Below are 23,910 nucleotides of genomic sequence, written 5' to 3'. Positions count from 1 at the left end.
GCCCTCAGTCCTTGTATCCGACGACGAGTGTGTCCAGCGACCCCACAGCCGCGACCTCGACCGTGCCGAAACCCGCTTCCGCCAGCCACTTCCGCGCCTCGGCCGGGGTGTACTCGGCGCCGCCCGGCGACGTCAGCAGCATGTTGAGGCTGCCGAGCAGGCTCAACGGCCGGCCCCGGCGGCCGTCGTCGATCATCCGGTCGTACACCAGCACCGCGCCGCCCGGCTTGACCGACTCGTGGACGCGGGCCAGCAGCTCCCGGCGGCCGGGCAGGTCGAAGTAGTGCAGGATGTGCCCGGCGACGAAGACGTCCGCCGCCGGCAGCGGGTCGGCGAAGAAGTCGCCGGCCACGAACCGGATCCTCCCGGCCAGGCCGAGCGCGGCCGTGTGCTCGTCGAAGAACCGTTGCACCGGCGGGAGATCGAAGCAGGTCGCGTCGAGGTGCGGGTGCTCGCGCAGGAGCGTCGCCGCGAGGTTGCCCCGCGCGCCGCCGAGGTCCACCACCGACGAGTACCGGCTCCAGTCGAAGACCGCCGCCAGCGCCGCCCCCACCCCGCCGTTCACGGCGTCCATCGCCCCGAGGAACCCGCGGGTGGCGTTGTCGTCGCGGTACCCGTCGAAGATGCCCCGGCCGCGGGGGACCTGGGCCTCTCCGGTGCGCAACGCGTCGGTCAGCTTGCCCCACACCGGGAAGAGCATCCCGCCGGCCATGCGGGCGTACCCGCCGACGTAGCCGGGCTTCCCCGCGACGAGGTGCCGCTCCGCCTCGGGGGTGTTGGAGTACCGGTCGCCGGTGCGCTCGAGCAGCCCCAGCGACACCAGCGCGTCGAGGAAGTCGGCCGCGCCGCGGGGGTGCAGCCCGGCCCGCTCACCCAGCTCGGCGCCGGTCAACGATGTGCCCGCGAGCGTGCTGAACAGGTCCAGCTCGACGGCCGAGATCACCGCCCGGGAGCGGTAGAACGCCATGATCAGGTCCAGGATCCCGCCCGCGCTGTCCGGAACCTCCGTCGCGGTCACGCCGGGACGCATTCGAGCATGGACCACCGGCTCGCCGTCGTGGTCGAGAGGGTGAAGCCCGCCTCGGCGAACAGCGTCCGCCACTCGGCCAGGGTCCGCTCCCGCCCGCCGAACAGCACGAGCATGTCGATGTCGAGGAACTTCGCGTGGTCCCAGACGTTGCCCGCCGCGACGACCTGGTCCCAGACGAGCAGCCGGGCCCCGGTGTCCCCGATGGTCGCGCGCACCCGCCGCAGCACCCGGCGGACGTCCGCGTCCGACCAGTTGTGCAGGACGCCCTTGAACAGGTACGCGTCGCAGCCGCCCGGGATCGGGTCGGTGAAGAAGTCGCCCGGCACCACGGTGACGCGCTCGGCGACCCCGTGCTCGGCCAGCACCGGCGCCGACGAGGACGCGACCCGCGGCAGGTCCATCAGCACGCCGGTGCCCGCCGGGTTGGCCAGCAGGACCTGCGTGAGGAACCACCCGTCGCCGCCGCCGAGATCCGCGATCCGCGAGAACCGGTCCAGCCGGTAGCCGGGCAGCTCGCGCCCGACGATCACCCGGCTGAAGTGCATCATGAAACGCTCGAAGAACGCGCCGGACTCGGGCTCGTTTTCGAGGTGCTCGAAGAAGGTTCGCCCGTGCACCTGGTCGAAGGCGGGCTCGCCGGTCCGCACGCTGTGCATGATCCGCTCGTACGGCTGCCAGGTGAGGTCCAGGTTGTTGTACTTCACCAGCGGCAGCAGCCCGCGTGGGTTGTCGGCCCGCAGCGCGTCGGACACCGGGGTCCCGGAGAACGCCCCGTCGGGTCCTTCGGCGAAGGCCCCGACGGACGCCGCCGCCCGCAGCACCCGCAGCAGCGCGTCGGCGTTCGTCCCGGTTTCGGCGGCCAGGTCCTCGACCGTGCGCACGCCGTCCCCGACGAGGTCGGCGATCCGCAGCTCCACCAGCACGTGCACGACCTTGGCGAGCCGGCCCGCGCTGGCGAGCAGGAACAGCTGCCGGGCGTGGACGTCGTCCAGGGACGGCACGAGGTCTGCCGCCGCCGGGTTGTCTACTGTGGTCACTCGGACTCCTTCCGGGTACCGGTCGGGACGGACGTTTCGAGGATCTTCTTGATGTGCGCCATGTTCTTGCGGGAGCCGGTGTTCAGCCGCTCGACCATCGCCGCGTCGTCGAACGGGGCGTCGGCGCGCAGCGCGAACTCCTGGACCCACCGCATGGTCGTGCGGCCGCCGGACTCGGTGTAGAACCACCGCAGCCGCATGTACTCGAACGGGCCCTTCTCCAGCCGATGGGCCCGCACCGTGCGGGTCACCGGGTCGGCGGTCCGGCGCGACACCCACGACCACTCCAGGCCCTGGGCGTCGGGTTTGGTGGTGAGCCGGAAGTCGATCGTGTCGCCCTCCCGGCGCAGCACCTCGACCGCGGCGTACTCGTCGAAGTACTCCGGCCACGCCTCGACGTCGTTGGTGAACTCCCACACCACTTCCAGCGGCGCGTCGATGGTCACCGAGTTTTCCGTTCCGGCCGCCATGTCACGCCACCTCGCGTTCGCGCGTGCCGTTGATGAGCTCCAGCGCGACGCGCGGGCTGGCCAGCTCGGGGATCTCGTCCAGCTCGATGCCGTGGTCCTGCCGCAGCCGCGCCGACACCTCGATCAGCGCGAGCGAGTCGTACCCCAGGTCGTCGAACGAGACGTCCAGGATGTCGCCGTCCAGGTCGTGCTCGTCCGGGTCACCCGCGCACGCGCGGATCACGTCGACGAATTCGGCCAGTGTCATGTGCCACCTCCAGTAAGGGCGATGAGTTGTCAGTGCTCGCGCAGGACGAGCGCGGAGTTGAAGCCGCCGACCCCGCGGGCCACGACGAGCGCGGTGCGCACGGGAACCTCCCGCGGCCGGTCCAGCACGAGGTCCACATCGGACGATCCGCGAGTGCCGACCGACGGCGGCACCACGTCGTCGCGGATGGCGAGGAACGCGGTCGCCACGTCGAGCGCGGCACCCGCGGACAGCCGGCCGGTCATCGTCTTCGGGGCCGTCACCGGCACCGCTCGGGGCCCGAACACCTCGGCCAGCGCGGCCGATTCGGCCGCGTCCCACGCCGGGATGCCGGCGGCGTCGGCGAACACCACGTCCACGTCCCGCGGCTCGACCTCGGCCTGCCGCAACGCACCCCGGATCGCCCGCGCGAGCCCCGGCGGCCGGCCGGACCCCGGCTTCGGGTCGAACGTGGCCGCGTGCCCCGCGATCCGGCCGTAGATCCGGTCCACACCGCGAGCGCGAGCGGCGCCGGCCTCTTCGACCACCATGATCGCGCCGCCCTCGCCGGCCACCCACCCCGACGCGTCCCCGTCGAAGGGCAGGTAGGCACGAGCCGGATCCGGCTCGGTGCTGAGCAGCCCGCTGGGGATCTGCGCGACCAGGCCCCACGGGCACAGGGACGCCTCGAACCCACCCGTGACCGCGAGCCGCAGCGTTCCTTCGTCCACCAGGCGCGCGCCCTGCGCGACGGCGTCGATCCCGCCCGCCTGCTCGGTGACGACGACCGAGCTGTGGCCCCGCAGGCCGTGGCGGATCGAGATCTGGCCCGTGTTCACCGCGTAGAACCAGGCGAACGACTGGTAGGCGCTGACCCGCTCCGGCCCGGTCCGCCACAGCTTCTGCAGTTCGTGCTGGCCGAACTCGAACCCGCCGGATCCGCTCGCGGTCACCACGCCCATGGCGTACTCGTCGAGCTCGGCCGGCTCCACGCCCGCGTCGGCCAGCGCCCAGCCGGTCACCGCGAGCGCGTGCTGGGTCATCCGGTCGGTCTGCGTGAGCAGCCGGCTGGGCAGGTGGTCCCGCGGTTCGAACGCCAGCACCTCGCCACCGACCCGGACCGGGTAGCCGGCGGGGTCGAAGCGGCTGATCACCCCGAGCCCCGAGCGGCCGGACAGCGTCGCCTCCCAGTACTCCTTCACCCCGATCCCGGTGGCCGCGATGACGTCGAGGCCGGTCACCACCGCCGTCATGAGCCGGCCTTGGTGAGCACGGCGGCGCTCTGGAAGCCACCGAAGCCGCTGCCCACGCTGAGCACGGTGTCCAGCGCCACCGCCCGCGCGGTGTTCGGCACGTAGTCGAGGTCGCAGTCCGGGTCCGGTTCGGCGTAGTTCGCCGTGGGCGGCACGACGCCGTGCTCGATGGCCAGTGCGCACGCGGCCAGCTCGATCGCCCCGATCGCGCCGAGCGAGTGGCCGATCATGGACTTGATGGAGCTGACCGGCACCCGGTAGGCGTGGTCGCCGAGGCTCCGCTTGAACGCGGCGGTCTCGTGGCGGTCGTTCTGCTTGGTGCCCGAGCCGTGGGCGTTCACGTAGTCGACGGCGTCCGGCGCCCGCTTCGCCTGGCTGAGCGCCACGGTGACGGCCTCGGCCAGCTCCCGCCCGTCCGGCCGCAGCCCGGTCATGTGGTGGGCGTTGCACCGGGTCGCGAACCCGGAGACCTCGGCGTAGATGTGCGCGCCCCGGCGACGGGCCGCCGTCAGCTCCTCCAGGACGAACATCGCCGCGCCTTCGCCGAGCACGAACCCGTCCCGGCCCCGGTCGAACGGCCGCGACGCGCCGGCCGGGTCGCCGTTGTTCGCCGACGTGGCCTTGATGGCGTCGAAACAGGCCACGGTGATGGGAGAGATGGGGGCCTCCGTCGCCCCGCCGAGCATCACCTCGGCCCGGCCGTCGCGGATCCGCTCGACGGCGTGGCCCACGGAGTCCAGCCCGGACGTGCACCCCGTCGACACCACGGCCACCGGCCCTTCGGCGCCGACCTCCCAGGCGACGTCGCGGGCCAGCGAGCTGGGGACGTAGTGGTCGAACAGGTTCGGCGCCGCGAGCGTGTGGTCGACGAGCCACGTCGCGCCGCGGGAGCTGACCCGGGCGTACTCGCGGTCAAGGCTCATCGTGGCCCCGACCGCGGTGCCGACGCTGACCCCGGTCCGCTCGGGGTCGAGCGGGCCGGCGCCGCTGTCGGCAAGCGCTTCCCGGGCGCACGCGAGGGCGAGCAGCGCCGCCCGGTCCGCGGTGGCCGCCTGGCCGGCCGTGAACCCCTCGGCGATCGGGTCGAAGTCGATCTCGGCGGCGATCCTGGACCGGAACGGCGCCGGGTCGAACGTCGAGATCGTCCGCGTCGCCGTGCGCCCCGATGTCAGCAGGTCCCAGAACGCGGCCGTGCCGACCCCGCCCGGCGCGCGGACCCCGACTCCGGTGATCACCACCCGCCGGCCCGTCACAGCCCACCGACCCGGGGCGGACCCGCGTCCGGGAACGGGACCGGCTCGGTGTCGACGTGCCCGAGCTCCGGTTTCGGTGCCAGCGGGGAGATCTGGAACACCGCCCGCGCGGGGACGTCGCCGGTGTTGACGATGCGGTTGCGCGTGCCCCGGACGACCAGGACCGCTTCGTCGGCCCGCAGCTCGATCTCCTCGCCGTTGAGCACCACCAGGACCGTGCCGCTGATCAGGTACAGGTACTTGTCCGAGTACGGGTGGTAGTGCTCGGCGACGAACTCGCCGGGGGCGAGGTCGATCGTGCCCAGGAAGCCGGACGTCGCCCCGACCGAGACCGGGGTGAGCAGCGCGCGCGTGCTGCCGCCCTGCCGGTGGTTCGGTGCGACGTCGGCGAGTGCCACCTTGGGTGTGTTCACCGTGCGCTCTCCCAGCTGTAGAAGACCTCCGCCTTGGAGTCCTTGAGCTCGCTCCAGTCCGCCGAGTACGGCGTCAGGTACTTGCCGACCTCGTCGTTGACCTTCCGGAAGTCGGGGTTGCCACGGGCGGCCGACAGCGCGGGCATGACGTCCTCCTCGGCCTCGATGAGGTGGAAGTACAGGTCGTGGAACCGGAACAGCGTCCGGCGGGTGACGCCGAGCTCGCCCGGCAGGCTGGTCCGGTCGTGTTCGGCGAACGCCGCGGCCACCTGGCCCGCGTCGTCGGGGTCCATGCGCAGGACCATCAGAGCCCGGTAGGCCACCGCTCCTCCTCGCGTCGGGTGCTGCTCTCCACCCCTACTTTTCCGGTTCGTCCTTGGACTGCGCTTGTAAGCCGGTTTGTCCCGCGCGCGGAGTGTCCACAACGGACGGAAGCCGGTGTGCGGACCTGAGTCCGCACACCGGCTTCCGGTGGTACCGCCGATCAGTTCGTTTCGTGCACCGACGAAACGTCGCAGGGGATCGAGCGCGGTGCCGAGAGCGCGCGGCAGAAGTCGAAGTGCGCCTTCAGCCGCGGATCCGCGTGCATGGCCCGGAAATGCGCCTCGCTTTCCCACTGGGCGTAGTTGACGACGTGCTTGCCGTCGTGACTCAGGTGGAAGTTCGCCGACACGAAGCCGGGCAGGTGCTTGATCAGCGTCTCGGTCGCCTCGACCAGGTGCTCGTACAGCTCGGTCCGCCGATCGGGCTCGACCGGGAAGACGTTGATCAGCGTGTAGACGGTCGACGGTGCGGTGATGCTTCCCATGTCCGGTCCTCTCAGTGCTTTCCGGTCGGCTTTTCACCGAGGTCGAGGGTGTGCGCCAGCACGTCGCCGAGCTTGCCCGCGGACTGGGCGTTCTCCCCGCGCCAGGCCACGAACCCGTCCGGCCGCACCAGGAGCGCGCCGTCTTCGGCGAGCCGCGCGGCTTCGGCGAAGGTGCGGTCGAGGACGTGCACGCTCAGCGGCACGGTGCCCGGCAGGGATTCCGCCGCCTCCGTCCAGGCCGCGCCGTCCGGGCCGGTCATGAGCACGTACGAGTTCACCGCGAGATCCACTGTGGACACCCCCGGCCGCACCCACACGTGGGGCACCCGGTAGCCGGGCCGGCCGGTCAGGTCGAACTCGCGCGGCACCGCGGTCGGGTAGCCGTCGCCCTCGATCGCGCCGGAGGTGTAGCGGTAGCCGTTGCCCACCACGGCCGCGTCGATCAGCGCCTCGCCGTCGACTCCGCTGTCGAGCCGGAAGGTGTGCCGCAGCAACGCCTGCTGCGCGACGGCCGCGCCGACCGGCAGGCGTTCCTGCTCGTAGGTGCCGAGCAGGTCGGGGCCGGCCCAGCCGTTCAGCACGGCCGCGATCTTCCACGCGAGGTTGTGCGCGTCCTGGATGCCGCCGTTGGCGCCGAACGCGCCGGCCGGCGGGTGCACGTGGGCCGCGTCCCCGGCCAGGAACACCCGGCCGGCCCGGTAGGAGCCCGCGACGTTGTGGGACATCACCCACGGCATCGTCATCTCGACGTCGACCTCGAGGTCCGCCACGCCGAGCGCGGTCCGCACCAGCTCGGCGCACCGCTGCACGGTGAGCTCGGCCGGATCGGTGGTGCGCGGGTCGTAGAAGAACCCGTAGACCCAGCGCTGCTCGTCGAACAGCTGCAGCACGCCGGGCGCCTGCTCGTTGGCGAGGTAGCAGATGACGAACCGCCGCCCCTGGATCGCCGGGTTCAGGTCGGCCTTGAACAGCACGCTCATCGCCGCGCCGACGACGCCGTGCCCGTCGAGGCCGATGCCGAGCTGCTCGCGCAGGCCGCCGCCCACGCCGTCGGCCGCGATCGCGTACCGGGCCCGCACGGTGGTGCGTTCGCCCGTGCCGCGGTCGAGGACCACCGCCGTGACCCCGTCGTCGTCCTGCTCGAGCGATTCGAGCAGGGTCCCGAACCGGATGCGGGCGCCCCGGCCGGTGGCGGCGTCACGCAGGATGGGCTCCAGCCGGTCCTGGCCGCACCAGTGCGGTTTCATGGGACTGACCTCGTCGAAGTCGAGCGACGGCTCCTCGATCACGACCGCGTTCTCCATGTCCGCGACGCTCGTGGAGCGCAGCACCACCCACGGGATCTGGTCGCCGGGCTGGCCCAGCTCGCGCCAGCGGTCGCCCTGGACGAGCTTGGGCCCGCGGTCGGCGACGACCTGCGCGAGGCCCGCGTTGCGCAGCAGCTCCATCGTGCGCGGGCTGATCCCGGAGGCCCGGGTCAGCACCGTCGTCGACTCGTGCTTCTCCACCAGGGAGGACCCGATGCCCTGCTGGGCGAGGAACAACGCCGCGGCGAGGCCCGTCAGCCCGCCGCCGACGATCAGCACGGGGGTTTCCTCATACTTCATGATCGACTCCATTGATCGAGGGTTTACGACCCTGCGAAAAGAACGGTCAGGACCGGACGGCGGCGAGCTCGGCGTCGATGGACGGCCGGGCCGCGTGGCCGTACCACTGGGTCCACGCGATGAGGGCGAGAATCGAGGCCGCGCCCATTGCCGGGCACACCAGCGTGGCGATGTCGAGTGGCGTCCAGAACGCCAGCCCGATTCTGGCCGCGGACTCGGCCAGCAATCCCGCCGTCCACACCGCGGTGGTCAAGCGGTTCGTCCGGCGGAATTCGGCGGACCGCGCCCACGATTCTTCCCAGGATTTCCGGTCGCCGCTGAAATCGCGCCGGATGTAATAGGTCAGCGGTCTGGCCAGGAACAGCGAGACCAGCGCGGCCAGCCCCACCGAAGCGGTCACCAGCGAGTCCTTGACCAGGACGACGCGTGCGTCCCCCGACAGGACACCCAGCAGCACCCCGAGCCCGAACCGCACCAGGACCAGCACGGCCAGCGCGCTGACGGTGCGGTCGGTGGCGTAGCCGATCGCGACCCGGACCAGGGACACCCCGCCGGCGACGACGAGCGCGACCACGGGGGAGACCCCCAGCCGGCTGAGTGCCAGGTAGACCGCGTACGGAATCCCGACATCGACCAGCACCACCTTGCCGACCCGCGGCAGCGACGAGCCGCCGCTCACCACTTCGCGGCGAGCTGATCGAGGAGCGGCTCGATCCGCAGGCGCCGGTCGTCGAGCAGCGGGTCTTCGGCGAGCAGCGCCCGGTGCAGCGACTGCAGCCGCCCGGACGGCCGGAGCCCGAGGTCCTCGCGCATCCGCTCGGCGAGCCGGCGGAACACCGACAGCGCCCCGGACGTGCGGTCGCTGCGGTGCAGCGCGATCATGAACATCGCGTGCACGGTCTGCTGGGAAGGCGCCTCCACCTGCAGCGATGCGAGCTCACCGACCACTTCGAGGTGCCGCCCCGCGCAGAGCTCGGCCTCGAGGAACATCAGCAGGGCGCGGTAGCGGCCCTCGTCGAGCCGGGCGGCGTGCGCGCGGGCCTTGGTCCCGACCGACCAGTCGACGCTGATCGGCCCGCGCCACAGGTCGAGCGCCCGCCGCAGCGTGGCCGACGCCTGCTCCACCTCGCCGGCGGCGAGCTCGAAGGCGCCCCGGTCGACGAGGCATTCGAACTCGCGCACGTCGAACTGGCCGTCCCCGACGCGGATCAGGTAGCCGTCCATGTGCGTGACGAGCACTTCCCGCATCACGTGCTTGGACGACTCGCCGAGGACCTGCTCGAACAGTTTGCGCAGGTGGAACACATAGGTCTGGAGGGTGCCGCGCGCACTCGGCGGCGCCGCGCCGTCCCAGAGCTCGTCGAGGAACACCGACGTCGGGACGACCCGGTTGGCGTTGAGCACCAGCAACGACAGCACCGCACGCAGGCGTGGCGCGGTCGGCGTGACGTCGAGATCGCCCACCTTCAGGGCGAGCGGGCCGAGCAGTTCGAAACGCGGTGCGCGAGGCGCGACCGCGGCCGCGCAGCCCGAGGACGTGTCTTTCGGATGTGGACCGGGCAGAATGGTCCGGCCTCGCCCCAGCGCGACCGAATGGGCGCGACAAGCGCCGCCCGTAAAACTATTGTGTACCACTGATAAACCCCCATCGCCGCGAATCAACGCGTACGAGGAAATCCGCGCGAACGAAATTCCCCCACCGCGCCGTCTGTTTCAACGTTACGCGGTAACGATTCGCGTGCCATCGCCCGATGGGGTGAACCGACCCTCACCTGGAGTTGCAGCAGATTATTGTCGAATGTCACATCCGCCTTTCTTCTGTCAACCGGATAACCGCGGCGATTTCCGTGTGCCGTTCAGTGGTCCGCGGCGAGCCGCCAGAGTGAAGTGACCTCGGCCGAACGCGCGGCGTGCAACGGATCGTCCGGATCGGACGCGCGGGGGTGGCGCGGCCGGGTGTCGGTCTTTCCGAGCACCTTCAGCCCGGCGGCGCCGAACGCTTCGAGGAGCTCGTCACGCGAGCGCAGCCCGAGGTGCTCGGCGAGGTCCGACAGCACCAGCCAGCCCTCGCCGCCGGGTTCGAGGTGCTTGCCCAGCCGATCCAGGTAGCCGCGGAGCATCCGGCTGCCCGGGTCGTACACCGCGTGCTCGATCGGCGACGTCGGCTTGGCCGGCAGCCACGGCGGGTTGCAGACGACCAGGGGCGCCTCGCCGGGCGGGAACAGGTCGGCCCGCTCGAGCCGCGCGCGGCCGCCGAACCCGAGCCGGTCGAGGTTGTCCCGGGCGCAGTCCAGCGCCCGCTGGTCGGAATCCGTGCCCACCACGGATTCCACCCCGCGGGCGAGCAGCACCGCGGCGAGCACGCCGGAGCCGGTCCCGATGTCGAACGCCAGCCTGGTCGACGGGAGCGGCGCCGCCGCCACGAGGTCGACGTACTCGCCGCGGGCCGGCGAGAACACCCCGTAGTGCGGGTGGATGCGAGCGCCGAGCCCGGGCACCTCGACCCCCTTGCGCCGCCACTCGTGCGCGCCGATCACGCCGAGCAGCTCGCGCAGCGACACGACCGAGGCCTCCTCCGCCGGGCCGTAGGCCTCGGTGCACGCCTCCCGCACGTCGGGCGCCCGGCGCAGGGGGACGACGTGCCCGGGGTCAACGGGCACGAGCAGCCGGCCCAGCAGCTGGGCCTGCCGGGCCTGCCGCTGGCGGTGCAGGTGGAACGCCTCGGTGGCGTTCTTCGCCGGGCGCCGCTTGCCCGCCCGGTCGACCCGCCTGCCCACGGCCTTCAGCAGCTGCCGCGCGTTCTGGAAGTCACCGCGCCACAACACGGACGTGCCGTCGACGGCCAGGCGGTAGGCCTCGTCGGCGGTGAGGTCGTCGTCGCCCACGACGACCACCACCGGCGCCGGCGCGTTGTTCTCCGACCGCCATCCGGCGGTCCGCTCCTCGCCGTCCTCGACCCAGCGGACGAGCATGACTTCCCCCTAAACCGCGGTTTCCTGAGCTGGCACGTCCACCATTTCAGGTGCGCGCTCGGCCCGGCCCGGCGCCCTCCGCAGGAGCAGGGCGGCCGGCACCGCGGACACCACCATGAAGACGAGCCCCCAGGTGAACGCCGTGCCGAACGAGCCGGCGGCGGCCGTCGCGGCGGCGTCGTGGGTCGCCGGGTCGGCGAGCGCGGCACCCGCGGCCAGCTGTCCCTGGCTGGTCGGCACGCCGAACTTCGCCGCGAGCACGCCGGCGAGGATGATCGACATGACGGCCGAGCCGATGGCCCCGAACATCTGCTGGATGATGTTCGTCGCCGTCGAAGCGCGGGCGACGTCCCGGTGCCGCAACGTCTGCAGCGCGGCGACCATGATCGGCATCATGGCCGCGCCGACCCCGAGGCCGACGACGAACAACGCGGCCAGCAGCTGCCAGTACGGCGTCTCGGCGCCGACGCCGGCGAACAGCGCCAGCCCGGCGGCGATGGCCAGAATGCCGGGCAGGATCACCTTGCCGGCGCCGACCCGGTCGGCGAGCTTGCCGGCGACGGGCATCGTGAGCATCGCGCCGATTCCCTGCGGTGCCATCAGGAGCCCGGCCCAGAGGGCCGACTCCCCGCGCACCAGCAGGAAGTAGCTGGGGAACAGCAGCATCACGCCGAAGAACGACACCGAGAAGAACGCCATCGCCAGCACGGCCACCGAGAACGTCCGGTCGCGGAACAGGCCCAGGTCGAGCAGGGGATTCGGGATCCTGGTGGCCCGCACGACGAACCCGGCGACCAGGACCACGCCCAGCCCGACCGGCAGCCACACCTTCGGGTGACTCACGCCGCCGGCACCCGGGACGTTCGCCACGCCGTAGAGCAGGAGGGCGAGCCCGGGCGAAAGCATCAGCATGCCGGGGAAGTCGAAGCGGTCCGTGCGCTCGGGGCGGTCCTTCGGCAGGAACGCCGTGGTCGCCCAGAGCGCGACCAGTCCGATGGGGACGTTGATGAAGAAGATCCAGCGCCAGGACACCGTGTCGACGAGCCAGCCGCCGAGGATCGGGCCGCCGATCGGGCCGAGCAGCATCGGCACGCCGAGCAGCGCCATCACCTGGCCGACGCGCTGCGGCCCGGCCGCCCTGGTGAGCATGGTCATCCCGGCGGGCATCAGCATGCCGCCGCCGAGTCCTTGCAGGACACGGAATCCGATCAGGGACTCGATGTTCCACGACAGCCCGGCGAGCACCGAGCCGAGCAGGAACACCGACAGCGCGACGAGGTAGAGGCGCTTGGTGCCGAAGCGGTCGGACGCCCAGCCGGTCACCGGGATGACCGCGGCCAGCGCGAGCAGGTACCCGGTGGAGATCCACTGGATGGTGTCGAAGGAAGTCCGGAATTGGACGGTGAGTTCTTGCAGTGCGACGTTGACGACGGTGGTGTCGAGAATCGCCATGATCGAGCCGAGCACGACGACGGCGGCGACCTTGAGCACGTCACGATCGAGCTTGCCGGCGGTGTCGCCGGACGGGGAGTGAGACATGAAGTCCGTTCCTACGGGAGCATGAAGGAACCACGCGCCACGGCGAACAGGAACGAGTCAGCGTTCACGATCGACGAAAGTGGGCACGAACGGTTCGCGGATTCCGGGGTACGACAAGAGCAAGGACGGCGGGTGGTCAGCCGATCGCTTGCGCCGGAAGGCGGCGAACCAGCGTCAGAGTATGACTGCTGCGTGCACGGGGGTCGTCATTCCACGAACAGTAGCAGCACGGTGACGAGACGAGCAACTCCCGTCCCGCTGTGAGCCCCGCCACCATGAGAGTCCACTGTGGACGGACGCGGAAATGCGGGGCACGGCGGTTTTCGCGCCGTGTCCCGCACTTCCGCCGGCCGGATCAGCGGGTCAGCTCACCGGTCAGGTAGCCGCAGCGCGCCATGCTGTCGGTGAAGTCGTCGCCGGGGGTCGCGAACTCGTCGCCCAGCGGCGTGCCCAGCGCACGCGCGCAGTCGCCGAGCGACCGGAACCCGACGCGCCAGCCGAGCCCGTCCAGCAGGCCGGCGGTGTCCTCGCGCGGTTCGGCGTTCCACATCTCCCGGATGGGCACGCCGAGGGTGTCGCTCGTGACCTCCAGCCGCGGGTGGTCGCGGAAGGTCGCGACGACGTCCGGTGGCATGTACTCGAGGCACACGCGGCTGCCCGGCAGCGACCGGGCGCCGAGGGTCCGCAGCAGGTCGCCCTCTTCCCGGGCGCCGAGGTAGGGCAGCAGACCTTCGGCCATCCACGCGGTCTTGCGCCGCGGGTCGAACCCCGCGGCGTCGAGCACCGCACCCCAGTCCCCGGCCAGATCGGCCCGGACCACGTGCCGCCGGCACGGCGGCTCGGCGCCGATGTCGCCGAGCACGGCGTCCTTGAAGTCGAGGACGTCCGGGTGGTCGACCTCGTAGACGTCGATCCCGGCGGTCCACGGCATCCGGAACGCCCGGGCGTCGAGGCCCGCGGCGAGGATCACGACCTGGTCGGCACCGTCGCCGGCGGCCTGGCGGAGGAAGTCGTCGAACACCCGCGTCCGCACACCGGCGAACCGCGACGAGAGCATCGACTCGCGCTCGACCTCGTCGACGGTCAGCGGAAGCCCGGTGTCGAGCTTCGCACCGTGGATGAAGCCGGCGGCGAACGGGTCTTCCATCAACCGATCCGGCCGGCTGCCCTCGACGGCCCGCGCCGAGCAGGCCGCGAAGGCGGTCAGCCCGACGCTCGCGGGCACATCGAACTTGGTCTGAGTCATAGCGGCTCCCCATGATCACGCTGCACGTGACGGCGAGTATCGCGGGGCCCGATTGGATCCTGGTTGGATCACGGCGCCGACGCCCGGCTGCGGCGCGGGCGGGTCATCGGCGGCGTGCGGCGGCCGGCACGCGTGCGCCTGGCTGCCCGGACCGCGGGCGAAAGCCGCGAGTTCGCCTACCCGAGGCGCGCCGCGGTGTCGTGGAACGCCTGGCGGACTGTCGACACGTCCTGGGTCCGGCTCGGGTGCACCCGATTGGTCAGCAGCACGTAGTACCGGCGCCGACCGGGCTCCACCCACAGGCTCGTGCCCGTGAAACCCGTGTGGCCGTAGGAATCCGGCCGTAGCGCCGTGCCGACCGGTGAGCCCGGGACGTCCAGGCCCTGCCACGCCAGGCCGCGGCGCAACCCGCGCGTGTGGCACGCGATCATCTCCGCGTGCGTCTCCGGCTTCAGCAGCGGGGACGCGCCCGCCGCCAGGGTCCGGCCCAGGCTTGCCACGTCCGCCAGCGGCGCGAACAGGCCCGCGTGCCCGCAGATGCCGCCCAGGACCACCGCGTTCTCGTCGTGGACCTCGCCGGTGACGACCCGGCCGCGCCACGGGCAGTCCTCCGTCGCCACCGCGTCGGCCACCGGGCCGAACGTCGTGCCCGGCATGCCCGCCGGTCCCGTCACCAGGTCCCTGACCAGGCGATCCAGCGGCTGTCCCGACGCCGCCGAGGCGATCAGGCCCAGCAGGATGAACCCCTGCGACGAGTACTCGACGCGGCTGCCGGGCGGGGCCGGCAGCGGGGTCGTCCGGATCGCTTCCAGCAACGCCGTCCGTGTCGGGAACGTGCGCCACAACGGCGTTCCGCCGGGCAGGCCCGACGTGTGGGTCAGCAGCTGCCGCACGGTGATCGACGCCTTGTCGGTCCCGCGGTACGACGGCAGGTGCCGGGACAGCGGGTCGTCCAGGGACAGTGCGCCGCGCTCGGCCAGTGCCGCCACCGCCAGGCCGACCACCGGTTTGGTGACCGACGCCAGGTCCCAGCGGCTCGCCTCGGTGACCGGCGGCCCGTCCCACCGGCGCGTGCCCAGCACGCCCTGGTCGAGCACGCTGTCCGCCGTGCCGACCGACCACGCCGCCGCCGAGAAGACCCGTGCGTCCCGGGCGCGGGCCAGCAGCTCAGCGAGCATCGACCGCTCGCAACGCCGTCCCGGCGAGCACCGCCGAGAGCCGGTTCGCCGCCTCCGCCACCAGCGGGCCCAGCACGTCGTAGCTCGACGGCTGCAGCGTGAACGTCAGCCCGGACACGCTCACCGCGCCCAGCACCGCGCCGCCGGCGTCCAGCACCGGGGCACCCAGGCAGCGCACGTGCGCCTCGAACTGCTCGTCGTCGACCACGTACCCCGCGCTGCCCGCGGTGGCCAGCTCGGCCCGCAGCGACGCCGGGTCGGTCACCGTCTTCGCCGTACGCGCCTCGAGAGGGGCGCGGAGGACAGCGTCCACTTCGGACTCGGGCAGGCGCGAGAGGATCGCGCGGCCGACCGCCGTGCAGTACAGCGGCACCTCGCCGCCCGGCCGGGTGTTGAGCTGGTACGCCTGCTCCGGCTCGAGTTTCTCGACGTAGACCGCCCGGTCGCCGTGGCGCACCGCGTAGTGCACCGTGTGGCCGGTCCGCCGCTGCAGGTCCGCCAGCACGGGCCGGGCCGGCTTCAGGCCGGCGAGCGCCGCCGCCGAGAGCCCCAGCAGCCGCGGTCCCACGGCGTAGTGCCCGCTGCCCGCGCCGACGGCGTACCCGGCCTCGGTGAACGTCTGCAGCATCCGGTGCGCGGTCGGTTTCGGCAGGTCACAGGCCTGCGCCAGGTCGGCCAGCCGGTGTGGCCCGCCGGGGCCCGCGAGCGTCGCGAGCACCTCCAGGGCCTTCTCGACCGCGCCCCGCGAGCCGGGGGAAGCGTTGACAGCGTTGTTCACGGCGCCTAGCTTAGCGCAATCGCGTTCCATCTGACGGAACGCTCTTCCGTGAGACGGAAAGGAGGCGCCGTGTCCCCACTGTCGCGCCGCGACGCTCTGAGGCTCGGCGGGCTCGCGCTCCCCGCGCTGGCCCTGCCGGGACTGCTGTCCGCGTGCGGAACCGCCGTCGGCGCCACCAGCGGCGTGCTGCGGGTCGCGCAGACGTCGGACCCGAAGACGCTCGACCCGCAGAAGCAGGGCGACATGACCTCGATGAACGTGCTGACCAACATGTTCGACACGCTCACCACCCGCGGGCCGGACAACCGGCTCACGCCCGGTCTCGCCCTCGAGTGGTCCTCGCCCGACCCGCTGACCTGGCGTTTCAAGCTGCGTCCCGGCGTCAAGTTCCACAACGGCGAACCGTGCGACGCCAACGCCGTCGCCTTCAGCATCAACCGCCTGCTCGACCCCGCCACGAAGTCGCCGATCGTCGAGCTGCGCTACGTCAAGCGGGCCGTCGCGGTCGACGCGCTCACCGTGGACCTGCGCTGCGCCCAGCCCGACCCGATCATCCCGGCGAAGGTGTCGCTGTTCGGCGGCGTCGCCGTGCCGCCCGGCTACCTCAAGCAGGTCGGCAACGCCGGGTTCGCGAAGCACCCGGTCGGCACCGGCCCGTTCACGTTCGTCGAGTTCCAGCGCGACCACCGGCTGCGGATGCGCGCGAACCCCGCGTACTGGGGCGGGAAGCCGGCCTACGACGAGCTGGTGTTCCTCCCGATGGCCGACCCGTCGTCGGCGCTGGCCTCCCTGCAGAGCGACGAGGTCGACATCGTCGCCAACCTGACCCCGGACGCCGCCCTGCAGCTGAAGGGCTACAAGGGCGTCGCCATCCGGAACTTCCCCGGCATCCGCACGTCGTACCTGTCCCTCGACACCACCAGCGGCCCGCTGCGCGACGTGCGCGTCCGCCGGGCGCTCAACCACGCCGTCGACGTGCCGCTGCTGATCAAGGCGGTGCTCGACGGCAAGGCCCGCGAGGTGCCGACGATGTTCCCGCGCGAGTCGTTCGGCTTCGACCCGTCGATCGCGCCGTTCACCCGGGACGTCGGCCTGGCGAAGCAGCTGCTCGCCGAGGCCGGTTTCCCGGACGGCTTCGACACTTCGCTCACCGCGCAGACCGCCGACGGCAACCTCGCCGAGGCGATCTCCGGCCTGCTCGCCCGCGTCGGCGTCCGGGCCCGCGTGGACCTGGTCGACGCGGGCACGTACAGCAGCCGGCTCACCTCCAGCAACCGCGGCGCCCTCGGCCCGATCTACCTGGCCGCCAGCACCGGCTGGACGCTCGACGCCGAAAGCCTCGTGCAGTCCAACGTCCGCCACGACCGGCGCCAGAGCCGGTGGCAGAACGCCGAAGCCGACCGCCTGGTCGACGCCGAAGAGCAGTCGCTCGTGCCCGCCGACCGGCAGCGGGCCTTCACCGGCCTGCAGCAGCTTCTCAAGCAGGAGGCGCCGTTCGTGTTCCTCTACCAGATCGACAGCGTCTGCGCGGTCAACACGCGTCCACAGTGGACACCGGGTGTGGTCGGCGTGCTGAACATGGCGAAAGCCGAGGTGGCCGCGTGACGACCGTCGCCCTCACCCGCCGCCCGGCGGCCGGCACCGGCGTGCTGCGCACGGTCGTCACCAAGGTGCTGACCGCCGTCGTCGTGCTGTTCTTCGTGGCCACGGCCGCGTTCTTCCTGGTCCGCCTCTCCGGCGACCCGGTGAAGCTGATCCTGCCGCCGGACGCCACCGCCGCGCAGGAGGCCACGCTGCGCGCGAGCCTGGGGCTCGACCGGCCGCTGCTCACCCAGTACCTCGACTACCTCGGCGGCCTGCCGCGGCTGCGCCTGGGCACGTCGCTCGTCTACGACCAGCCGGTCGCCGACGTGCTGCTCGCCCGCGTCCCGGCGACGCTGGAGCTGGCCGGCGCGGCCCTGCTGCTGGCCCTGCTGGTCGCGGTCCCGGCCGGCACGTTCGCCGCGCTGCGCCGGGGCCGCGCGGGCGACACCGGCGTGATGACCGGGGTCCTCGTCGGCCAGTCGACCCCGGCGTTCTGGGTCGGGATCCTGCTGGTCCTCGTCTTCGCCGTCCGGCTGCAGGTTCTCCCAGCCTCCGGCTACGGCGGCTTCGAGCACCTGGTGCTGCCCGCGGTGACCCTGGCCGTGTACTCGGTCGCGGTGATCGCGCGGCTGCTGCGGACGTCGCTGATCGACGTGCTCGGCGCCGACTACATCCGCACCGCCCGCGCGAAAGGCCTGGGCACCGGCGGTGTCGTGTTCGCGCACGGCCTGCGCAACGCCGCGCTGCCGGTGGTCACGGTCGTCGGGCTGGAGGTCGGCTCGCTGCTCGGCGGCGCGATCCTCACCGAGCAGGTGTTCTCCTGGCCCGGCCTCGGCCGGCTCACCGTCGAGGCCATCCAGAACCGCGACTTCCCCCTGGTCCAGGCCGCGGTGCTGTTCTTCGCCGCCACGTTCGTCGTGGTGAACCTGCTGGTGGACCTCTCCTACACGCTGCTCGACCCGAGGGTGAGGGTGACCGCATGACCGCCATCGCTGTCCCGGCGGCCCGGGCCGCCCGCCCGAACGCGGTGCGGGCCGTGCTGCGCAGCAAGCTGGGCGTCGTCGCCCTCGCCGTGCTCACGCTCATGGTCCTCGTCGCCCTGTTCGCGCCGCTGATCGCGCCTTACGACCCGGGCGCGCAGGATCTGCTGGTGCGGCTGCACCCACCCGCGTGGGCGGTCGGCGGCGACGCCTCGCACCTGCTCGGCACCGACCAGCTGGGCCGCGACATCCTGTCCCGGCTCTGCTACGGCGCCCGCGTCTCGCTGCTCGTCGGCGCCTGCGCGGCCTTGCTCGCCGGGATCGTCGGTGCGGCGATCGGCCTGGTCGCCGGGTTCCTCGGCGGCTGGTTCGACCGGATCCTCATGCGGCTGGCCGACATCCAGCTCGCGTTCCCGTCGATCCTGCTCGCACTGGCCATCGTCGGGTTCCTCGGCTCCGGCCTCTGGTACGTCGTCCTGGTGCTCGGCTTCACCGGCTGGGTGTCCTACGCCCGCGTGATTCGCGCCGAGGTGCTTTCGTTGCGCACCAGGGAGTTCGTCACCGAAGCACGCGCGATCGGCGTCACCGACCTCACGATCATGCGGCGGCACCTGCTGCCCAACGTGCTGGCGCCGCTGGCGACCATCGGCACCCTGCACGTCGCCGCGGCGATCGTGGCGGAGGCGTCCCTGAGCTACCTCGGCCTCGGCGTGCCGAAGCAGACCGTGACCTGGGGCGGCATGCTCGCCGACGGCCAGCTGTACCTCGGCACGTCGTGGTGGGTGGCCGTGTTCCCCGGGATCGCGCTGATGCTCACCGCGCTGTCCGTCAACATCACCGGCGACGTGCTGCGCGACGTCGCGGACCCGAAGGCGTACCGCTCATGAGCCTGCTGGAGATCAACGACCTGCGCGTCGAGTTCCACGTCGACACCGGTGCGGTCACCGCCGTCGACGGCGTGAGCCTGTCGGTGGCCGAAGGCGAGACCCTGGCGCTGGTGGGGGAGTCCGGCAGCGGCAAGACGGCGACGGCGCTGTCGGTCCTGCGGATCAACCCCGAGCCGCCGTGCGTCTACGCGGGCGGCTCGGTGCTCCTGGACGGCCGCGATGTCCTGCGGCTGCCCGAAAAGGAGCTGCGCAAGATCCGCGGGAACGACGTCGCCATGGTGTTCCAGGACCCGATGACGAGCCTGAACCCGGTGAAGCGCGTCGGAGCCCAGGTCGCCGAGGTCGTCCGGAAGCACCGGGGCGCGTCGCGGGCTGCCGCGCGGACGGCCGCCGTCGCCGCGCTGGCGGAAGCCGGGATCCCGGACCCCGAGCGGCGGGCTTCCCAGTACCCGCACCAGCTTTCCGGCGGACTGCGCCAGCGCGTGATGATCGCGATGGCGCTGGTCGGCCGGCCGCGGGTGCTCATCGCCGACGAGCCGACGACGGCGCTGGACGTCACCGTGCAGGCCCAGATCCTCGAGCTGCTGGTGGACCTGCAGCGGCGGCACGGCATGGCGATCCTGCTCATCACCCACGACCTCGGTGTCGTCGCCGAAGTCGCCGACCGGGTCGTGGTCATGAACGACGGACGGGTCGTGGAGACCGGGGACGTGGTGCCGCTGTTCGAGGCACCGCGCGAGGACTACACGCGCGAACTGCTGCGTGCGACACCGAAGCTGGAGCGGGCATGACGAACCTGGTCGAGATCCGCGGGCTGCGCAAGGACTACGGCGCACTGTCCGCTGTGGACGGTGTCGACCTCGACGTCGTCGCGGGCGAAACCCTGGCCGTGGTGGGGGAGTCCGGCAGCGGCAAGACGACGCTGACCCGCCTGCTGCTGCGGCTGGCCGAGCCGACGGCGGGCACGGTCTGCTTCGACGGCGAGGATCTGTCGGCCCTGCCGCCGCGCCGGCTGCGGAAGGTGCGGCGCGAGATGCAGGTGGTGCTGCAGGACCCCTATTCGAGCATGAACCCGCGCCTGCGCGTGACGGCGATCGTGGCCGAGCCCCTGGTGACGCACGACGCGGCGTTGCGTGGCCGCCGGGGACGTGCCCGGGTACGCGAGCGCGTCGCGGAGCTGCTGGACGCGGTGGGGTTGCCGCCGCAGGTGCAGGACCGCTACCCGCACGAGTTTTCGGGTGGGCAACGCCAGCGCATCTCGATCGCGCGGGCGCTGGCGCTGGAGCCGCGGCTGGTGGTGCTCGACGAGCCGACCAGCGCGCTGGACGTGTCGGTGCAGGCCCAGGTTCTGGACCTGCTGGCGGGCTTGCAGAAGCGGCTGGACCTGACGTACGTGTTCGTGTCGCACAACCTCGCGGTGGTGCAGCAGATCGCGGACCGGGTCGCGGTGATGCGCGCGGGGAAGATCGTCGAGCTGGCGCCGGCGGGGGAGCTGTTCCGGGCACCGTCGCACGAGTACACGCGCAGTTTGCTGGACGCGGTGCCTAATCCGGATCCACGGCTGGCGCGTCGGCGGGTGTCGGCGTGAGTGGGGCGGTGGTGGCGGAGCTGGAGCCCGGCGCGGCCGGCGATTTCTTGGGACGCGTCGCCGAACCCGCGGCTGGCGCGCCGGCGGGTGTCGGCGTGAGTGGGGCGGTGGTGGCGGAGCTGGAGCCCGGCGCGGCCGGCGATTTCTTGGGACGCGTCGCCGAACCCGCGGCTGGCGCGCCGGCGGGTGTCGGCGTGACGGCCTCAGTGGTGCGAGAGCACGAGCCCCGCGCCGCCGAGCAGGGCGACGTCGTCCGCCGGGCCGGGGCTCACCACCACCCGGGGTGGCTCCGCGCCACTCGCCCACGACGAGTCCTCCCGCAGCCGTTCCTCGATGCGCGAGCGGAAGTGCTCGCCGCCGTCCGCGGCCTCGCCGTGCAGCACGAACAGGCCCGGGGCGAACAGCTGCTGGATGTTCACCAGCCCGAGCGCGATGTTGGCCGCGTACTCGTCGAGCAAGGGATGCCCCGCCAGCTCGCGCACCGACTGCGCGCTCAGCCCCCGGCGCGCGGCCTCGGCGCGCAGCCACGGCGTCGTCGCCACCGTCTTCCAGCAGCCCCGCGCGCCGCACGTGCAGGGGCGGCCGCTCGCCGCGACCGTCATGTGCGCGCCGCTGCGGCCGCCCGGCGGGGCCAGTACCTCGCCCGCGTAGAGGATGCCCACGCCCAGCACCTCGCCGGTCGAGACGGACGCGAACGCGGTGCGGCCGCGGCCTTCGCCGAACCAGCGGTCGCCGAGCACCTGCAGCCGCGCCCGGTGCTCGACGTGGACCGGCACACCGGACACAGTGGACAGGAAGTCCGCGACCGGATACCCGTGCAGCGCGGGCACTTCGCTGACTTCGATGATCACGCCCGCCGCGGCGTCGACCAGCCCGGCCGCGGCCACCCCGACGCCGGCCGGCCGGGTGGGGAACTTCGCGACCGACGCCAGCGCCGCGTCGATTTCGGCCCGGTCCGCGGTGTCGCGCGGGTACGTCGCTTCCGCGCGCCACACGACCGCGCCGGACAGCTCGACCAGCGCCGCCCGGACCCGGCCGGGCAGCAGCTCGACGGCACCCAGCAGCGGGCCGCCGGCCTCGGTCGTGGCCGGCGCCGGGACCAGCCGCAGGGCCGGGCGTTCGCCGGTGCTCATGGGGCCACGATGCCACGACCGGCCGAGAGAGGGGAGAGCAGATGCCCGGACTGACCGGGATGACCTGGCGGGAGGTGCGCTCGGCGGCGCGGACGGCGATCGCCGTGCTGCCGATCGGCTCGCAGGAACAGCACGCCGGCCACCTGCCGATGGGCACCGACACGATGCTCGCCGAGGCCGTCACCGACCGCGCGCTCGAGCGTCTCGGCGGCGAACCGGCCGCGGTGCGGCTGCCCGCGTTGCCGTTCGGCCACAGCCCGCACCACCTGTTCGCCGCCGCGGTGTCGCTGCGCGCGGCGACGCTGCAAGCGGTGCTCGCCGACGTCCTGGACTCCCTGGTCGCCAGCGGGTTCCGGCGCGTCCTCGTGGTCAACGGCCACGGCGGCAACGACGAGATCATGCGCCTGGCCGTCAAGGAGTACGCGTTGCGCGCCGACGTCGCTCTCGGCGCGTGCTCCTACTTCTCGCTCGGCGAGCACAGCGGCTCGCCCGGGCACGCGGGGCACTACGAGACGTCGCTGATGCTCGCCGCGCACCCGGACCTGGTCGGACCGCGCGAGCCGCGGCCCGACGTGATGCCACCGCCGCTGTTCGCCGAGCCGCCGTACCCGGGCCTGACCGCCGAACGCCACGGCGAATGGGCCCGCGCCGGCGGCAGCACCGACGACGCCACCGAGGCGACCGCGGAAGGCGGCGCCGACCTGCTCGAAGACCGGGTGACCGCCGTCGTCGACGCGATCCGCGCGTTCGACGCGGCCACCCGCGCAACCCACGCCGAAGGGGAGGCATGAAGATCACCGAAGTCGACGTCCGGGTCGTGAACCTGCCGTTGACCAACCCGTTCACCAGCTCGTTCGAGACCAAGACGGGCGAAACCCGCACAGTGGTGCGGCTGCGCACCGACACCGGCGTGACCGGCTGGGGCGAGACCATGTGGGGCCGCCCGGTCGCCGAGCTCGTCCGCAAGCTCGGCGCGGAGCTGGTGGGGCAGAGCCCGTTCGCGCTCGAGGCGTTCCACCGGCGCCACCACATGGTGCCGTTCTTCCACGGCTACCTGGGTTACGCGGCGCTGGCCGCCCTCGACGTCGCGTGCTGGGACGTGATCGGGCACGTCACCGGGCAGTCCGTGACCGACCTGCTCGGCGGCCGGGTCCGCGACGACGTGCCGATCACGGCGCTCGTCACGCGCGCCGACGCCCCCGGCGCGTCGGGCCGCGAGCTGGCCCAGGGGATCGCCGAGCACGCGGCGAAGGTCGTCGCACAGGGCGGGTTCACGGCGGTGAAGCTCAAGGGCACCACCGACGTCCGCGGCGACGTCGCGATCATGCGCGAGCTGCGGAACGCCCTGCCGGACGTGGAGCTGCGCGTCGACCCGAACGCGGCGTGGTCGGTCCCCGACTCGATCCGCGCCGGGCTGGCGATGGAGGAGCTGGACCTGGAGTACCTCGAAGACCCCTGCGTCGGCATCGAGGGGATGGCCCAGGTGCGCGCGAAGGTGCGGATCCCGTTGTGCACCAACATGTGCGTGGTCCGCTTCGAGGAGTTCGCGCCGGCGGTCCGGCTCGGCGCGGTCGACGTGATCCACGGCGACGTCTACAAGTGGGGCGGGATCGCGGCGACGAAGGCGCTGGCCGCGCACTGCGAGACGTTCGGCCTCGGGATGAACCTGCACAGCGGCGGCGAGCTCGGCATCGCGACGGCCGCGCACCTGGCGGTCGTCGCGAGCACGCCGGTGCTGTCGAGGGCGATCGACAGCATGTACTACCTGCACGAGGACGACATCGTCGAGCCGCTGGAGCTGGTCGCCGGCCGGCTGCGGGTGCCGTCCGGGCCGGGGCTGGGCGTGACGGTGGACGAGGACAAGCTGGCCCACTACGCGCAACGCAACGAACGCGAAGGCGACCTGACGGGCTGAACGGGGGTGGCCG

General features: G+C 72.5%; 25 protein-coding genes. 7 read left to right on the top strand and 18 right to left on the bottom strand.

The window, feature by feature from the left end:
• Positions 1 to 4 precede the first annotated feature (4 nt).
• The 17 genes from ACZ7PG_RS04530 to ACZ7PG_RS04450 form a co-directional block, all read right to left on the bottom strand.
• Complete coding sequence (locus tag ACZ7PG_RS04530) at positions 5 to 1,018, bottom strand: methyltransferase (protein WP_470237697.1); 1,014 nt, start codon at positions 1,016 to 1,018, stop codon at positions 5 to 7.
• Positions 1,015 to 2,067: a methyltransferase gene (locus tag ACZ7PG_RS04525; RefSeq protein ID WP_470237696.1), complete on the bottom strand. Its 1,053-nt coding sequence runs from the start codon at positions 2,065 to 2,067 to the stop codon at positions 1,015 to 1,017. Before ACZ7PG_RS04525 ends, ACZ7PG_RS04530 begins: the two co-directional genes overlap by 4 nt.
• The gene (locus ACZ7PG_RS04520; RefSeq protein WP_470237695.1) at positions 2,064 to 2,537 is read right to left on the bottom strand and encodes an SRPBCC family protein; all 474 of its coding nucleotides are present in this window, start codon (positions 2,535 to 2,537) and stop codon (positions 2,064 to 2,066) included. Before ACZ7PG_RS04520 ends, ACZ7PG_RS04525 begins: the two co-directional genes overlap by 4 nt.
• 1 nt (position 2,538) lies before the next feature.
• Complete coding sequence (locus ACZ7PG_RS04515; RefSeq protein ID WP_470237694.1) at positions 2,539 to 2,784, bottom strand: acyl carrier protein; 246 nt, start codon at positions 2,782 to 2,784, stop codon at positions 2,539 to 2,541.
• A gap of 29 nt (positions 2,785 to 2,813) precedes the next feature.
• Entirely contained in the window at positions 2,814 to 4,016 is a 1,203-nt protein-coding gene (locus ACZ7PG_RS04510) for a ketosynthase chain-length factor (RefSeq protein WP_470237693.1), read from the bottom strand.
• Positions 4,013 to 5,251: a beta-ketoacyl-[acyl-carrier-protein] synthase family protein gene (locus tag ACZ7PG_RS04505; protein ID WP_470238994.1), complete on the bottom strand. Its 1,239-nt coding sequence runs from the start codon at positions 5,249 to 5,251 to the stop codon at positions 4,013 to 4,015. Before ACZ7PG_RS04505 ends, ACZ7PG_RS04510 begins: the two co-directional genes overlap by 4 nt.
• Positions 5,252 to 5,265: 14 nt before the next feature.
• Positions 5,266 to 5,682, bottom strand: a complete 417-nt coding sequence (locus ACZ7PG_RS04500; RefSeq protein ID WP_470237692.1) for a cupin domain-containing protein — start codon at positions 5,680 to 5,682, stop codon at positions 5,266 to 5,268.
• Positions 5,679 to 6,005 (bottom strand): TcmI family type II polyketide cyclase, encoded by a 327-nt coding sequence (locus ACZ7PG_RS04495; RefSeq protein WP_470237691.1) that lies wholly within the window; start codon positions 6,003 to 6,005, stop codon positions 5,679 to 5,681. Before ACZ7PG_RS04495 ends, ACZ7PG_RS04500 begins: the two co-directional genes overlap by 4 nt.
• A gap of 161 nt (positions 6,006 to 6,166) precedes the next feature.
• Positions 6,167 to 6,490: an antibiotic biosynthesis monooxygenase family protein gene (locus tag ACZ7PG_RS04490; RefSeq protein ID WP_470237690.1), complete on the bottom strand. Its 324-nt coding sequence runs from the start codon at positions 6,488 to 6,490 to the stop codon at positions 6,167 to 6,169.
• 11 nt (positions 6,491 to 6,501) lie between these two features.
• On the bottom strand, positions 6,502 to 8,097 hold the full coding sequence (locus tag ACZ7PG_RS04485) for an FAD-dependent oxidoreductase (RefSeq protein WP_470237689.1): 1,596 nt from the start codon (positions 8,095 to 8,097) through the stop codon (positions 6,502 to 6,504).
• 46 nt (positions 8,098 to 8,143) lie between these two features.
• Positions 8,144 to 8,776: a VC0807 family protein gene (locus ACZ7PG_RS04480; protein ID WP_470237688.1), complete on the bottom strand. Its 633-nt coding sequence runs from the start codon at positions 8,774 to 8,776 to the stop codon at positions 8,144 to 8,146.
• Complete coding sequence (locus tag ACZ7PG_RS04475; protein ID WP_470237687.1) at positions 8,773 to 9,561, bottom strand: AfsR/SARP family transcriptional regulator; 789 nt, start codon at positions 9,559 to 9,561, stop codon at positions 8,773 to 8,775. Before ACZ7PG_RS04475 ends, ACZ7PG_RS04480 begins: the two co-directional genes overlap by 4 nt.
• Positions 9,562 to 9,953: 392 nt before the next feature.
• Complete coding sequence (locus ACZ7PG_RS04470; protein ID WP_470237686.1) at positions 9,954 to 11,069, bottom strand: methyltransferase; 1,116 nt, start codon at positions 11,067 to 11,069, stop codon at positions 9,954 to 9,956.
• Between the two features lie 9 nt (positions 11,070 to 11,078).
• Positions 11,079 to 12,608: a DHA2 family efflux MFS transporter permease subunit gene (locus tag ACZ7PG_RS04465; RefSeq protein ID WP_470237685.1), complete on the bottom strand. Its 1,530-nt coding sequence runs from the start codon at positions 12,606 to 12,608 to the stop codon at positions 11,079 to 11,081.
• Between the two features lie 355 nt (positions 12,609 to 12,963).
• Positions 12,964 to 13,854 carry an SAM-dependent methyltransferase gene (locus ACZ7PG_RS04460; protein WP_470237684.1) on the bottom strand — a complete coding sequence of 297 codons (891 nt, stop codon included), beginning with the start codon at positions 13,852 to 13,854 and terminating at the stop codon, positions 12,964 to 12,966.
• A 176-nt stretch (positions 13,855 to 14,030) separates the two neighbouring features.
• The gene (locus tag ACZ7PG_RS04455) at positions 14,031 to 15,032 is read right to left on the bottom strand and encodes a serine hydrolase domain-containing protein (RefSeq protein WP_470237683.1); all 1,002 of its coding nucleotides are present in this window, start codon (positions 15,030 to 15,032) and stop codon (positions 14,031 to 14,033) included.
• On the bottom strand, positions 15,022 to 15,810 hold the full coding sequence (locus ACZ7PG_RS04450) for an IclR family transcriptional regulator (protein ID WP_470237682.1): 789 nt from the start codon (positions 15,808 to 15,810) through the stop codon (positions 15,022 to 15,024). The genes ACZ7PG_RS04455 and ACZ7PG_RS04450 overlap by 11 nt, the downstream gene beginning before the upstream one ends.
• 69 nt (positions 15,811 to 15,879) lie before the next feature.
• On the opposite strand from ACZ7PG_RS04450, the gene ACZ7PG_RS04445 reads away from it, so the two are divergent.
• Genes ACZ7PG_RS04445 through ACZ7PG_RS04425 form a run of 5 tightly spaced genes read left to right on the top strand, consistent with a single transcriptional unit; the run spans position 15,880 to position 20,849 of the window.
• Complete coding sequence (locus ACZ7PG_RS04445; RefSeq protein ID WP_470237681.1) at positions 15,880 to 17,415, top strand: ABC transporter substrate-binding protein; 1,536 nt, start codon at positions 15,880 to 15,882, stop codon at positions 17,413 to 17,415.
• Positions 17,412 to 18,377 carry an ABC transporter permease gene (locus tag ACZ7PG_RS04440; RefSeq protein ID WP_470237680.1) on the top strand — a complete coding sequence of 322 codons (966 nt, stop codon included), beginning with the start codon at positions 17,412 to 17,414 and terminating at the stop codon, positions 18,375 to 18,377. Before ACZ7PG_RS04445 ends, ACZ7PG_RS04440 begins: the two co-directional genes overlap by 4 nt.
• On the top strand, positions 18,374 to 19,261 hold the full coding sequence (locus tag ACZ7PG_RS04435) for an ABC transporter permease (protein WP_470237679.1): 888 nt from the start codon (positions 18,374 to 18,376) through the stop codon (positions 19,259 to 19,261). The genes ACZ7PG_RS04440 and ACZ7PG_RS04435 overlap by 4 nt, the downstream gene beginning before the upstream one ends.
• The gene (locus ACZ7PG_RS04430; RefSeq protein WP_470237678.1) at positions 19,258 to 20,052 is read left to right on the top strand and encodes an ATP-binding cassette domain-containing protein; all 795 of its coding nucleotides are present in this window, start codon (positions 19,258 to 19,260) and stop codon (positions 20,050 to 20,052) included. Before ACZ7PG_RS04435 ends, ACZ7PG_RS04430 begins: the two co-directional genes overlap by 4 nt.
• Entirely contained in the window at positions 20,049 to 20,849 is an 801-nt protein-coding gene (locus ACZ7PG_RS04425) for an ATP-binding cassette domain-containing protein (RefSeq protein WP_470237677.1), read from the top strand. Before ACZ7PG_RS04430 ends, ACZ7PG_RS04425 begins: the two co-directional genes overlap by 4 nt.
• A 203-nt stretch (positions 20,850 to 21,052) precedes the next feature.
• On the opposite strand, the gene ACZ7PG_RS04420 is transcribed toward ACZ7PG_RS04425, so the two are convergent.
• On the bottom strand, positions 21,053 to 21,982 hold the full coding sequence (locus ACZ7PG_RS04420; RefSeq protein WP_470237676.1) for an ROK family protein: 930 nt from the start codon (positions 21,980 to 21,982) through the stop codon (positions 21,053 to 21,055).
• A 41-nt stretch (positions 21,983 to 22,023) separates the two neighbouring features.
• On the opposite strand from ACZ7PG_RS04420, the gene ACZ7PG_RS04415 reads away from it, so the two are divergent.
• Positions 22,024 to 22,773, top strand: coding sequence for a creatininase family protein (locus ACZ7PG_RS04415; protein ID WP_470237675.1), 750 nt, complete (start codon positions 22,024 to 22,026; stop codon positions 22,771 to 22,773).
• On the top strand, positions 22,770 to 23,897 hold the full coding sequence (locus ACZ7PG_RS04410) for a mandelate racemase/muconate lactonizing enzyme family protein (RefSeq protein ID WP_470237674.1): 1,128 nt from the start codon (positions 22,770 to 22,772) through the stop codon (positions 23,895 to 23,897). The genes ACZ7PG_RS04415 and ACZ7PG_RS04410 overlap by 4 nt, the downstream gene beginning before the upstream one ends.
• The last annotated feature ends 13 nt before the right edge of the window (positions 23,898 to 23,910 follow it).

It is taken from the genome of Amycolatopsis sp. NPDC114504 (assembly GCF_055633595.1).
The sequence above is the reverse complement of the archived record's forward strand: the minus strand, read 5'-3'. Positions and strand labels throughout refer to the sequence as shown.